Source organism: Thermophilibacter provencensis, from assembly GCF_900128445.1.
Lineage (GTDB): Bacteria > Actinomycetota > Coriobacteriia > Coriobacteriales > Atopobiaceae > Thermophilibacter > Thermophilibacter provencensis.
In genome coordinates this window covers 710,732-723,549 of sequence record NZ_LT671417.1, presented here as the reverse complement: position 1 = coordinate 723,549, position 12,818 = coordinate 710,732, and the positions used below count along the sequence as shown (strand labels likewise).

The 12,818-nt window shown below is 68.8% G+C and carries 10 protein-coding genes; 2 read left to right on the top strand and 8 right to left on the bottom strand.

The features are described 5' to 3' along the window. The first annotated feature begins 32 nt into the window (after positions 1-32). Positions 33-1,577: an LCP family protein gene (locus tag BQ7391_RS03265; protein ID WP_129583899.1), complete on the top strand. Its 1,545-nt coding sequence runs from the start codon at positions 33-35 to the stop codon at positions 1,575-1,577. Between the two features lie 227 nt (positions 1,578-1,804). On the opposite strand, the gene ychF is transcribed toward BQ7391_RS03265, so the two are convergent. The 3 genes from ychF to BQ7391_RS03250 all read right to left on the bottom strand — a co-directional run bounded on the left by ychF (position 1,805) and on the right by BQ7391_RS03250 (position 5,294). Then, complete coding sequence (gene ychF, locus BQ7391_RS03260) at positions 1,805-2,881, bottom strand: redox-regulated ATPase YchF (RefSeq protein ID WP_075279288.1); 1,077 nt, start codon at positions 2,879-2,881, stop codon at positions 1,805-1,807. 65 nt (positions 2,882-2,946) lie between these two features. After that, a complete protein-coding gene (locus BQ7391_RS03255) occupies positions 2,947-4,221 on the bottom strand; it encodes a 4Fe-4S dicluster domain-containing protein (protein ID WP_083662067.1) in 1,275 nt (424 codons plus the stop codon). An 80-nt stretch (positions 4,222-4,301) separates the two neighbouring features. Continuing rightward, on the bottom strand, positions 4,302-5,294 hold the full coding sequence (locus tag BQ7391_RS03250) for a glycosyltransferase (RefSeq protein WP_075279286.1): 993 nt from the start codon (positions 5,292-5,294) through the stop codon (positions 4,302-4,304). 92 nt (positions 5,295-5,386) lie between these two features. Here BQ7391_RS03250 and BQ7391_RS03245 point away from each other — a divergent pair, with 92 nt between their 5' ends. After that, positions 5,387-6,505 carry a glycosyltransferase family 2 protein gene (locus tag BQ7391_RS03245; RefSeq protein ID WP_075279285.1) on the top strand — a complete coding sequence of 373 codons (1,119 nt, stop codon included), beginning with the start codon at positions 5,387-5,389 and terminating at the stop codon, positions 6,503-6,505. A gap of 94 nt (positions 6,506-6,599) precedes the next feature. On the opposite strand, the gene BQ7391_RS03240 is transcribed toward BQ7391_RS03245, so the two are convergent. The 5 genes from BQ7391_RS03240 to BQ7391_RS03220 all read right to left on the bottom strand — a co-directional run bounded on the left by BQ7391_RS03240 (position 6,600) and on the right by BQ7391_RS03220 (position 12,807). After that, a complete protein-coding gene (locus BQ7391_RS03240; RefSeq protein WP_075279284.1) occupies positions 6,600-7,451 on the bottom strand; it encodes a glycyl-radical enzyme activating protein in 852 nt (283 codons plus the stop codon). A 33-nt stretch (positions 7,452-7,484) separates the two neighbouring features. Beyond that, a complete protein-coding gene (locus tag BQ7391_RS03235; protein ID WP_075279283.1) occupies positions 7,485-9,821 on the bottom strand; it encodes a formate C-acetyltransferase/glycerol dehydratase family glycyl radical enzyme in 2,337 nt (778 codons plus the stop codon). A 36-nt stretch (positions 9,822-9,857) separates the two neighbouring features. Beyond that, positions 9,858-10,922, bottom strand: a complete 1,065-nt coding sequence (locus tag BQ7391_RS03230; protein WP_075279282.1) for a glycosyltransferase family 2 protein — start codon at positions 10,920-10,922, stop codon at positions 9,858-9,860. Between the two features lie 160 nt (positions 10,923-11,082). Further along, positions 11,083-11,868 (bottom strand): hypothetical protein, encoded by a 786-nt coding sequence (locus BQ7391_RS03225; protein WP_083662066.1) that lies wholly within the window; start codon positions 11,866-11,868, stop codon positions 11,083-11,085. A 33-nt stretch (positions 11,869-11,901) separates the two neighbouring features. Beyond that, positions 11,902-12,807: a putative manganese transporter gene (locus tag BQ7391_RS03220; RefSeq protein ID WP_216628539.1), complete on the bottom strand. Its 906-nt coding sequence runs from the start codon at positions 12,805-12,807 to the stop codon at positions 11,902-11,904. Between the last annotated feature and the right edge of the window lie 11 nt (positions 12,808-12,818).

Sequence of the window (12,818 nt, the reverse complement as noted above, 5' to 3'; positions counted from 1 at the left end):
TCTGTGGCCCCCCAACGACAGAAGGGTCCCTCGTGCCCGACAGGAAAAAGCACAAGCGCATGACCAGCGCGGAGCAGGCGCGTCTCTCGGACAGCCTCTACGGGGGCGCATCGCAGTTCGAGCCCGTCGTGCAGACCCGCGGCACAAGCCGCCGCTCCACCCCCACCGGCAACGCGGCGAGAAGCGCGCCGTCGCGCGCCGACGGCGTCGACGCCTACAAGCGCCGCCAGCGCCGCAAGGGCCGCGGCAGGGTCCTCAAGGTCTTCCTCATCACCGTCCTCGTCCTTCTCGCCGGCGCGGGCAGCGCGCTCGGGCTCTACCTCGCGGACATCAACAGCCGCCTCAACGAGGGCGTCTCCGCGGAGCTCCGCCAGCAGCTCGTGGCCGTTGAGCCCCAGGAGCCCTTCTACATGCTGCTCCTGGGCGTGGACAAGAGCGAGGGCCGCTCGGAGGAGTGGGGCGCGGACGCCTCGAACTTCCGTGCGGACACCATCATCCTCGCACGCGTGGACCCGCCCGGGCAGAAGGTGACGCTCGTCTCCATCCCGCGTGACACGATGGTTGACATGGGCGCCAACGGCGAGCAGAAGATCAACGCCGCCTATTCCTTCGGCGGCGCGGCCTACATGGTCGACGTGGTCTCGGACTTTGCGGGCGTCGACATCTCGCACTACGCCGAGATTGACTTCGAGCAGCTCATCTCCATCGTCGACACCATCGGCGGCATCGAGGTCACGCTGCCCGTCGCCGTCCAGGACGACTATGCCGTCATCGACCTTCCCGCGGGCACCCAGACCCTCAACGGCGAGCAGGCGCTCGGCCTCTGCCGCGCGCGCCACGCCTACGACGAGTACGGCGGCGGCGACTTCTACCGTGCCGCAAACCAGCGCATGGTGATCGGCGCCATCGTGAAGAAGGTCCTGCAGCTCGGCGACCTCACCACCATGGCCGCAACGGTCTCCGAGCTCGCCAACAGCGTGACCACCGACTTCAGCGTCACCGACATCGTCGGCCTCGTCGGTCAGTTCCGCAGCTTCGACGTCGACAACAACATGTACTCCGGGCAGGTTCCCACCATCTCCGAGTACATCAACAACCTCTGGTACGAGATCGTGGACGAGGACGCCTGGAACGAGATGATGGATCGCGTCAAGGCGGGAGAGTCGCCCTACTCCGACGCCAGCCAGGACTTCACCGCCGGCGTCGCGGGCTCCATCGGCAGCGGCACAAACATCTCGGACGGGGGCGGCACGAGCTCGGGCTCCGATTCCAGCGACGCCCCCTCCGTCGAGCCCACCTACTCCGGCGACGTCATCGTCCTCAACGGCACCGGCATCGCCGGACTCGCGGGCAGCACGGCGACGGACCTTGCCGTGGCGGGCTTCGACGCGGTCTCCGGCAACGCCTCGGAGGGCGGCATCACCACCACCGCAATCTACTACAACGGCAGCTCCGAGAGCGCCGCCGTGGGCGTGGCCGAGACCCTCGGGGTGAGCAGCTCGCAGGTCCACGAGAACGACGGGACCCACTCAACGGAGTATGACGTCGTCGTCATCCTGGGGTCAGACCTCGGATAGCGCAGGCGGGGAGGGCCCGCCGACAAGAACAGCGACTCGCGCCCCGCACGCCGAAGAGCGTGCGGGGCGCATTCATATACAGGGGCGGCCGACTGCCCCCATTCCGGCGGCAAAGCCGCATCAACGGCAGGCCCCCGACGACCCTCTCGCAAAGGCCCCTAAGCGCATGCGCGAAGTGCCTCTGCGGGCGGGGCCATCAGGGGCCCGTCCCCAGACCACATGAGCCGCTACACGTTAAAGCGGAAATGCATGACGTCGCCGTCCTGGACGACGTAGTCCTTGCCCTCGATGCGGAGCTTGCCGGCGTTCTTGCAGCCCGCCTCGCCTCCAAGCGCGACGTAGTCCTCATAGCTGGCGACCTCGGCCTTGATGAAGCCGCGCTCGAAGTCCGAGTGGATGACGCCAGCCGCCTCGGGGGCCTTGGCGCCCACGCGGACGGTCCAGGCCTTGACCTCCATCTCGCCCGCGGTGAAGTAGCTCTGCAGGCCCAGCAGGCGGTATGCGGCCTGCGCGAGCACCTCGAGACCGCTCTTCTCGAGCCCGAGGTCCGCCAGATACTCCGCGGCCTCCTCGGGCTCGAGCTCGGAGAGCTCGGCCTCCACCTTGGCGCAGATGGGGATCGGCGTCACGCCGTCAATGGGGGCGAGCTGCTCGCCGAGCTGGTCCTCGTCCACGTTGGCCACGTAGAGGATCGGCTTCATCGTGAGCAGGAAGAGGCCCTTGGCCTCGGCGCGCTCCTCGTCGGTCATCTCCATCGTGGCGGCGCGGTTGCCCTCGTTCAGCCAGTCGAGCAGGCGAGCCGCGACGCCGGCCTTCAGCGCGAGCTCCTTGTCGCGCTTGGCCTCCTTCTCGAGGCGCGGGAGCTGCTTCTCCAGGCTCTGGATGTCTGCGAGGATGAGCTCGGTCATGATGGTGTCCGCGTCGCCCGCAGGGTCGACGAAGTCGCCCACGCGGCCCACCTCGCGCATGACGTTGGGGTCGGAGAAGTAGCGCACCACCTCGCAGATGGCGTCGGTCTCGCGGATGTTGGCCAGGAACTGGTTGCCCAGGCCCTCGCCCTCGTTGGCACCCTTCACCAGACCGGCGATGTCGACGAACTCGACCGTGGCCGGCACGATGCGCCCGGGGTGCACGATGTCCGCCAGCTTGCCCAGCCGCTCGTCGGGAACGTCCACGATGCCCACGTTGGGGTCGATCGTGGCGAAGGGGTAGTTGGCCGCAAGGCCGCCCTTCTTGGTGAGCGCGGTAAACAGCGTCGACTTGCCCACGTTGGGCAGGCCCACAATACCGATGGAAAGCGACACGTTCTTCTCCTTACGTCACGGGCGTGACACGGGGACGGAGCGGTGACAGTTCCTCCGTCCCCGTGTCACGCTTCATCATCGTCGAGCTTCTCCAGCGCGTCAGCCACGCGGTTAAGCTGCTTCTTGCCCTCGTCCAAATACTTTGTCGCCTGCTCCTTCGCCTGGGCCTTCTTGCGCGCGACCTCCTCGGCGACCTTGTCCGGCACCACGAGCTCGTGCACGTCCATCGGCTCCATGGAGAGAGCGCCGTCCTCGCAGACGGTGACGCACGCCCCGCAGCTCACGCAGTAGGGGCTGCGCACCGTGATGTGGCCCTTCTTGTCGAGGTCGATTGCACGGGTGGTGCACGCCTTTGCGCAGTCCCCGCACATGGTGCAGAGCGACGAGTCGCATACCGGGACCTCGAGCCTCACCAGGTCGGCGAGGCCCTCGTCATGCTGGAGCGCACCCATCATGAGCTTGCGGCTCTGAGTGAGGACGCGCTGGCGGTTGGTGGACGTCTTGGCGCCCACGGCCGCCTCGAGCTCGCGCTGCAGGCGGTCGAGCCGCTTGGAGTGGTCGGAGATCTTCTGGGCCACCGCCTTGGCGCCGGCAAGCGCCGGGTTCGTCCGCGTGACGAGTCGCTCGGCGGAGTGGATGGCCCCGCTCACGAACTGGCTCCGCTTGTAGGCGCGCGTGAGCTCGTGCGTGAGCGCCGTGCCCTCGACCTCCAGGCCGAGCGCGGCGTCCGCCCACTCCTCGGCGGTGCCGATGGCGTCGGTATAGACCTCCTCGCCCGTGGTGGTGCGACAGCGGTCGCAGATGCCCACGGGCAGGTAGACGCTTATGTTGTCGTAGTCGGCGAGCAGGGAGAACCACAGATCGCGCGGGATGGCCCCCACGCACGCGAGCACGACCTCGTTCTCCTTGGGAACGCGCTTGAGCGCGCGCGTGCACGTGACGTAGCACTGCTCGTAGGCAGAGGCGGCGCGGGCGATCTTGTCATAGACCTGGCGCGGGGTATGACGGCGCGTTGAGAACGTCTCCGTGGGGCACACCGCGGCGCACAGGCCGCACTTGCGGCAGTCGTCGCCGATAAGGACGGACTGGTTGTGGATCGTGACCGCGTGGACCGGGCACGCCTCAAGGCAGCGGGAGCACACGTCCTCGCGCCCCGACGCCACCCTCAGGCATCGGTTGGAGTTGGCGAAGGGCTTCTCCTTGTAGTCAGCGGGATTGAAGACCTTGCGCTCGGTCTCGCCCGTGATTGAGCTCACCATCGAACTGGGCAGATCGGACAGGGCGCGCCAGTCGCTCTGCAGGTCAATGAGCTCGTCCAGGAAGTCGCGCTTCTCGGCCACGTGAGTCCTCTCCACTTGGGTCAGCCGCATAGGGGCAACAACTGATTGTACGCCATACCGACCCCGCGGCCGCCCACTCCCTACCGAAGCGGCGGCATCGGCTCCCAGGTGGGGTCATGGAGAATCCGTCGCGCCTCACAGTGGCCCGCAACGAGCCGACGCATCCCCGAGACCAGGTGGGAGCGGTCAACAATCAGGATGCGACAGAGCTCCTTCGCGAAGGTAAGCAGCGTCCCCAGGGCAAAGCCGGGGGCGCTGTAGTCGCCGTGGAGCATGAAGTAGCGCGCCAGATACCCGCGGTTGCGCGTGATGTAGTAGCGCGTCATGTCGGAGGTGGAGTTGAGCTGGCGCACGGACCCCACGGCCTGGTTGGCCACCTCGCGCCTGCGCGAGAGCACGTAGTCGGGCACGTAGTAGACCGGCGTCACCTTGCTGGCCAGGTAGCCGTAGAGGGCATCGTCCAGGTAGATGAAGAAGCGGGCGTCGGGCAGGCCGATCTGGTCGACCACCTCACGCGAGAAGAACCCTCCCTCGAAGCAGAGCGCGTTGCACAGCTTGTAGCGCTCCCCGGGACGCCAGCCGTCGCGCGAGAGGGGGTTGTAGATCGCGAGGCGCGGCCAGAAGCGGTGCTGCCAGAAGAAGTGCCCGTCATCGAAGTCCCGGCGCAGGCCCATCACGGCCTGGGCCTCCTCGCTCCAGCGGGCGAGCGTCTCAAGGCCGTCCGGCTCCACGGCAACGTCGTCGTCCATGACCCAGAACCACTCGGCGCCGAGCTCGTGGGCGCGGCGCACCCCCTCGGAGAATCCGCCCGAGCCCCCGGTGTTCTCCCCCATGGGGTCATAGACCACGCGATCCGCGCCGCCCTCGGCATCGAGGTCGTCCGTGGTGTCGCCCCAGAGCGCGCGGGCGCGCCCGGAGAACTCCCCCACAATCCGGGCCGTCTCGGGGGAGTTCTCGTTGTCCACCACCACCACGCGCCACGGCGCCACGGTGAGCCCCAGGATGGACTCGAGGAGCCCCGCAAGGAGCCCCTGGCGCTTGAAGGTCACGATGACGATTGCGGGACGCCTCATCCCCCACCTCTCACTCCGTCACGGGCGGTCGCCCGGCAGGCTTGGTCCGTATAGTATAGGGTACGTCTACTTGACGGATCGCAGGGAGGCACATGAGCGATTTCCAGACGCGCGGCGGGGGCAGCCTCGTCTCGGTGGTCATTCCCATCTACAACGTGGAGGGGACGCTCGACGAGTGCCTCTCGAGCGTCGAGGCGCAGACGCACCGCGAGCTTGAGATCATCTGCGTGAACGACGGCCCCACGGACGGCTCTGCGGCCATCGTGCACGAGCACGCCGCGCGCGACTCCCGCATCGTGGTCGTGGACAAGCGCAACGAGGGCTACGGCGCCTCCTGCAACCGCGGCATTGCCATCGCCCGCGGGACCTGGGTCGCCATCGTGGAGCCCGACGACTCCCTCGAGCCCGCATGGTTCTCGGATCTTGTCGCCTGCGCCGAGGCGTACGGCGGCGCCAGCGGAGTCGACGTGGTGAAGGCGCCGTACTGGCGAGAGCTCCCCGCGCGCGACGGCGGCGAGCCCGCGCGCGTTACTTGTCCCTACGCAGGCCGGGTGCGGCCCAGGACGCAGCCCTTCCCCGTAGAGGACGGCATCGAGCTCATGCTTCACCACCCCGCCATCTGGGCTGCCCTCTATCGTCGCGGCTACCTCGTCGAGCGGGGCATCCGTTTCCTCGAGGTCCCCGGCGCGGGCTGGGCGGACAACCCCTTCCTCGTTGAGACCCTCTGCCGCACGGACCGCATCGTCTACACGGATCGGCCCGGCTATCGCTACCGAGAGCGCGACCTCAACGAGGCGGAGGCCTTCGCCGCTCGCTCCCCGCTCGTCCCGCTCACGCGATGGAACGACATGATGGACGCGGCGGCGCTCGCCAACGTCAGCGACCCGCGCATCCTTGACGCGCTCGCCGTCCGCGGCGTCAACTACGCGCTCATCACCGTCGGCGCGGTCGGCGATAAGAACGAGGAGGTCAACGCCCTTCTCGCCAACTCGATGGCGCGACTCGACGACGGCCTGGTCTTTCGCAGCCCCCGCATCAGCCCGGCCGGAAAGCGCCTCTTCTCGCGCGTTCGCGGCCTTGAGGCGCCCCGCGCCGCAAACGTCCCCTACTACGCCCACCTCGCCGGCGAGGCAGCCTATCGCCTGCGCGCGAACGGGCCCGCCTTCGTGCTCGAGACGCTGCGCCGGCGCCGCGAGGGCGGCCGCGTGTAGCCGCGGCAGACGGACTGGCCAGGCCTCGGTCGCATAACCCGACAAATTGAGGGAATTTCGCGCGGAAATGTCGCCTTATGCGACCTCGCGCCCCCTACTCCCCGCGCACCACCGTCCTGAGGCCGGCCGCCTCGCAGCGCGCGACCACCTCCGCCACGTCCCGCTCGGAGAGCTGCGGCACGTCGCGCAGGCCGTAGGCGCGGCCGAGGGAGTCGTATTTTCCCTGGCCCAGCTGGTGGAACGGCAACACGTCCACGCGCGTGACCCCAAGCTCGCGGATGCGCGACACGTTGGAGTCCACGCAGGCGGCATCGTCAGTGAACCCGGGGATGATGGGCATCCGGGCGACCACGCGCCCGCCGGCGCTGAGGACGGAGCGCACGTTGGCGTCGCGCACCTCGGGGTCGATGCCCGTCGCCTCGAGGCTGCGCGCCCGGTCGGCGATCTTGAAGTCCACGAGGAAGGCGTCGCACGCCGCCACGAGCCGTCCCGCGTCGGCCAACGGCACGGCGAGCGTCGTCTCGACGGCCGTCGATATGCCCTCCTCGTGGCACGCCTCCAGAAAGGCGCAGAGGAAGTCCTGGCGGAGCAGGCACTCCCCGCCCGAGACCGTCACCCCGCCATCGCTCTCCTCGTAGAATGAGCGGTCGCGCACGACCTCCGCGAGCAGGTCGTCGACGGTGCGCGATCGGCCGAGGAGCTCCTTGGCCCCCGTGGGGCAGTCCTCGGGCCGCGTCTGGCAGGGGCCACCGTCGGGGCGCGGCGAGCAGCGGATGCAGAGCCGCTCCTTGAACGAGATCTCCGGCTCGCTCGAGAGGTTCTCCGGGTTGCAGCACCACGGGCACCGGAAGGGGCACCCCTTGAGGAAGACCACCGTTCGGATGCCGCCCCCGTCATGAAGCGAGAAGCGCTGCACGTTGGTGATGGTGGCCGCGATGGGTTTCATGACAATCGACCCTGTCACCTTTGTCAACCTTTGTCAGGAAAGCTCATGCTCGGTGCGGTTGATGATGTCGTCCTGGATCGCCCTGGCAAGCTCGACGAACATCGCTGAGTAGCCCGCGACGCGCACCACGAGGTCACGGTGGTTCTCGGGGTGGGCCTGAGCGTCAAGCAGCGTGGCCCGGTCGACGACGTTGAACTGGATGTGCTGGATCTTGAGCCGGCAGAAGGCGCGCAGGTATGCCACGAGCCGCGCGAGGCCTGCCTCGCCCTCGAGCGTGGACGGCGAGAACTTGACGTTGAGGAGCGACCCGTTGGTGTCGAGCACGTTCTCGAGCTTGGAGACGGACAGCAGGCTCGCCGTGGGGCCGCTCTTGTCGCGCCCCACCATGGGCGAGAGGCCGCCGTCCGCGAGCTGCTCGCCGGCGCGACGTCCGTCGGGGGTGGCCCCCACGGCCGCACCGAGCGGGATGTGGGCGGAAACCGTGTAGCTGCCCGGCTGGAAGCGCCCGCCGCGCGCGTTCTCGTACCGGGCGACCTCCTCGCCATAGTGCGTGAGAACGCGCCGCCCGATCCGGTCGACCTCGTCAACGTCGTTCCCGTACTTCTCGTAGCGGTTTATGAAGCGCTGGCGCCACACCTCGTCGCCCGCGCCCTGCCAGTCACGCTCAAGCATCTCGAGCAGCTGCGCCCAGGTGAGCGCGCCCTCCTCGAAGATGGCCCGCTTGACCACGTAGAGCGAGTCGGCCAGGTTTGCGGTGCCCACGCCCTGCACGCCCGAGGGGTTGTAGCGGGCGCCGCCGGACGTGATGTCGGCGCCGCGCTCGAGCGAGTCGTGCACGAGCACGGAGAGCAGCGGGGTGGGCGAGGTCGCGCGGTGTGCCTCGTCGCACACGTTGCAGCCGCGCACCATGAGGGACACGTAGTGGTCGATGGTGGCCTCGACCTCGCGCACGAGCGCCTCGAAGTCCTCGAAGCCCTCCGGGTGGGAGCGCATGGCCAGCTCCATGCAGCGCACCATGTTGAACATGCAGATGTCGTGCAGGCCGTACATGCGCCCGGGGATGGAGAGCTCCACGCAGCCCACGACGGCGTAGTCGCGCGCGTCGGCGAGCGTCACGCCGCGGCGGGTGAAGGACTCGACGTTCACCTCGTCGTTGAAGCACTGCGGCAGGCCGTCGCCCAGGCGGATGACCTCGGCCGCCTTGCGGAGCAGCGCGTCGGGCGAGCCCGCGTGCAGGCGCACGCTCAGATTGGGCTGCGGCAGGCGCGTGTCCCGCTGGAGGTCGAGCAGCAGGAGCGAGAGCTCGTTCGCGGCGTCGCGCCCCTCGGCGTCCACGCCGCCCACGACGAGGTTGTAGCCCGTGGGGAAGCCCGCGAAGAAGCGCGCGCTGTCCGTGGAGCGCACAAAGACGACCGTGTTGGTCTTGAGGTAGAAGCACTGCAGGAGCTCGCGCATCTCCCCCTCGGCCGCTCCTGCCTCGACGCTCGCGCGGTAGTACGGCAGCAGGTACTGGTCCATGCGCCCCAGGGAGATGGAGCTCGCGTTTGACTCGTGCTGCAGCGCCACGCAGAGAAGCCAGGCGAGCTGGAGGGCGTCGTAGAGGTCTCGGCAGGGCTCCGTCGCCACGTGGGCGAGCACGTCCGCCATCCGGGCAAGCTCGCGGGCACGCCCCGGCGTCGAGGCGGGCGCGACGAAGGCGTTTGGGTCCGCGACCGGGCGGCCCTCGGACGCCTCGCGCACGATGCGCTCATACCGGCGAACGTAGTCGATGACGGCGCGCACGCACAGGGCGCCCGCCCGGAGGAAGTCATTTTCGGGCGCGGCGTCGCGGCGCTCCTCCACCTCGGCGAGAAGGGCCCCGAGCCCGCGGTCGAGCACCTCTCCGATGTCCGCGATGATGTGCCCCTGCCCCTTGTCCGTCTGCGCCACGGCGAAGACCCGGTCCTTCTCGGCGGCCCCCACCTCGTCCGGCCGGTGAGCCACGTACCAGTCGTTGAGCGAGCGACCCGCCCAGAAGGGGTAGAGCACCTCCCGATAGGTCCGCTTGTCCTCCTCGGACACGTCGAACGTGTCCTGGGGACGCACGGGAAACTCGTCGAGCTCGTCGAGGATCCAGTACGGGGACATCTCGGGCGAGACCACGCCGGAGCGCGGCTCTTCCGTCCGGTTGCCCACGAGCAGGTCGTCCCCGTCGATGACGATCCTGTGACGCTCGAGCACGCGCCTGAACGCCAGCGCTCGGCGCATGACCACCGGCTCGCCCTCGGTCTCGAGGTAGCTCTCCCGATAGAGGAGCGCCCGCTCGAGCGATATTCGGCGCGGGCGGGCGAAGAGGGCGTCCTTTATGCGCTGCGTGCGGGGCGTGAGCATGATTCCTCCGAGTTTCGTACGTAACCTGGAATCATTCTATACAAAGAGATCAGGGGTGACGTCCGCAATTCCGGGTCGAATGAGGGAAATCAGGCGCGTCTGCGCGCACACGAGGGGGATGTTCCGCGCCCGTATGGGGGCGAGCATGGCCCGAGCCGCGCTGCCCCGCGGGCGGGCAACGCTCGCCGCCACCTGGGCGCGGTCGGTGTCGATCATCTGCGCCACCAGGCGGCGCTGGTCGGCGGAGCCCATGCGGCTCCCCCTCCCGCAGATGCGCTCGACGCAGTCCATGAGCTGCTCGATATAGCGGTCCTGAATCGCCTCGACGCTCGCGGCGTCCCCGTCGAGCCCCCAGCTCTCGTAGAGGGCGAGAAGGGCGGCGTGCTCCTCCTCGAGCCGCCGATAGCCGTCCACGACGTCCCGGGGGCCGTGCGGGATGCCCCGGGAGACGTGGTAGCGGGCGCCAGCGACCACGGCGACCCGCTCGACCTCGGCGAGGCAGCGCGTCACGAAGGAGTGGTCTGACCCGCTCCCCTGCGAGAAGCGCGCGCCGCTTCGCTCGACGAGCGCGCGCGAGAAGAGCTTGCCGCTTGCGGGGAGGAGCTGCCCCTCCGCGAGGAGCTTCCAGGCGTAGGAGCGAAAGTCATGCTGCGTGGGAAAGGTGCGCGCCTCCGAGGAGACCTCGGCGCGCGCCGAGCGACCTCCGCCGATGGAGAGCGAGAGCGAGAACCCGCCGATGACAAGTTCAAGCGAGCCCGACTCCGCCCGGTCCGCGAGCTCCTCGAGCATCGTCGGGTCAGCCCAGCCGTCAGCGTCAAAGACGAGCAGGTAGTCGCCGCGGGCGCGATCGAGCGCGAGGTTGAGGGCATCCTGGCGCCCGCACTCCCCCGCCTGCGCCACCGAGACGCGCATGTCCCGGTCCGCAAGCGCCGAGAGCAGGCGCGCCGTCTCATCGGTCGACCCGGCATCCACAACGATGAGCTCGAAGTTCCCAAAGGTCTGGTTCTGGAGGCTCTCCACGGCACGTCGCACGGTCTTCTCGGCGTCATGGGACACCATGAGCACCGAGACCTTCGGCGATGTCGGCGTGTAATGCGTCATGCCCGCGTCCTTCTGCCCCGCCACGGGGCAACGTGCCAGACCACAAAACCTAGGGTATCAGGCACAGACGCGCAGCTGAACGCACGTAGAAAGCCTTGGCAAAATGAGCACAGTGATGGCGCCGCGCGCGTGCGCCCGGCCGCCGCGCGGCGGCCTGGCCCTACGCCGCCGGGACGATGAGGCCGAGCGCGGCGCAGAGCTGCGCGCGGTCGACGACCTGCAGCCCCGTCTCGACGGCGTTGCCCGCCTCGTCCGTGACGGTCTCCGGCGCGACCGGCGCCTCCGACACGGCAATGTTGGCAGTCCCGATGGAGGAGAGCGCCTCGGCGAGGGCGAGAAGATCCGTCGCGTCCATGTCCGTCCGCATCTTGGAGAGCAGGTCGGAGGCCGAGCGCACAAGATCGGACGCGCCCGTCCCCGCAATGGCCGCCGCCTCCTCCACGACGTCGCCCGTCGCCACGACCACATGGTCGAAAGTGGCCCCCGTCGCCTGGGACAGCGGCGCGACGCATGCGGAACCCCCGGAAGCGGCAAAGAGGTCAGCCACGGAGGAGGCCGTCTCGCCCGAGGTCACCCTCGTCGTCACCGGTACGTTGGCGAGCACGGCAGTACCCTGGGTGCGGTTGACGTCGAGGATCCTGACGGCCGAGAGCGCGCCGGCCTCAAGGTCGTCCGCCGTGAGGAGAAGGACGGTCTCATGGTCGTCCGCCGAGGCGACGTAGGAGGTCCCCTCGGTGACGTCCGAGGCGGACTGGGAGGAGAGGGAGTCCGAGAGCCCGACGTCGCCAAGGCGGCTCTCGAGGGTCACGCGCTCCCAGACGAAGTGGACTATCAGGGCGGCGGCAGCGAGCGCAACCACGCACACGACGGCGCCGATCACGTTTCGGTACGGGCCTCCCTCAGGAACGTCGGTCCTCTCGAAGCGCTCCCTCTTTCGCATCGGCATGGCCCTCGTCTCCCCTTCTCGCGCGACCCCAATCTACAACAGGATACCCGAGGCCCCCGCCACAAGGCCAATCACCACCGCGACCACGTACACGAAGGCCGTGATCGCCGCGTTCTGACGCACGTCGGCGTTGGTGCGCCAGAGCACGAGCAGGCCAACGCCGCCCGATGCGAGAAGCCCCGCGAGCATGGGCCCCGCGCTGAGAACGCCGTCGAGATACAGCTCGGTGATCGCCACGCTCGCCCCGCAGTTGGGGATGAGCCCCACGAGCGCCGCGAGGAATGTCGCCCGCACGGGATGGTTGGCAAGAAGCGCGCCGAGGGCGTCTTGCCCCACCAGCTCGATCAGCAGGCCAAAGGCGAAGGTCACCACGTAGATGAAGAAGGTCACCTGAACCGTGTGGACGAGCGCGGAGCGCAGGATGGCCCACCTGCCATGGCCGTGCCCATGGCCGTGATCGTGGTCGCCGTCGTCGCAGTGGCAGTGCTCGCGCTCGCAGAGCTCGTGGATGTGCAGGCGCCCGTTCCCCCCACGGTGCCTGAGGCGCAGCGCCACGTCCACGAGCAGCCCCACCACGATGCCCGCGGCCACCTTGGCCCCCACAATCGAGAGCATGCGCGTCAGGGGCTCCTGGTGCGCCAGGAACACGGGCACCATCTCGTCCGAGGTCGAAAGGATCACCGCGACGAGCGTTCCCGCCGTGACCACGCGCCCCGCGTAGAGCGTCGCCGCCATCGCGGAGAACCCGCACTGCGGGAGCGCCCCCAAGACCGCCCCCACGACGGGGCCCGCCTTGCCGGACCGCTCGACGGCGGCCTGCACGCGCGCCCCCGCCGAGTGCTCTATCGCCTCCATCGCGAGGTAGGTGACGAGCAGGAAGGGAACCAGCTCGAGCGTGTCCCAGAAGCTGTGCTCGAGCACGTGAACGATAAGCTCCACGACATCCTCCA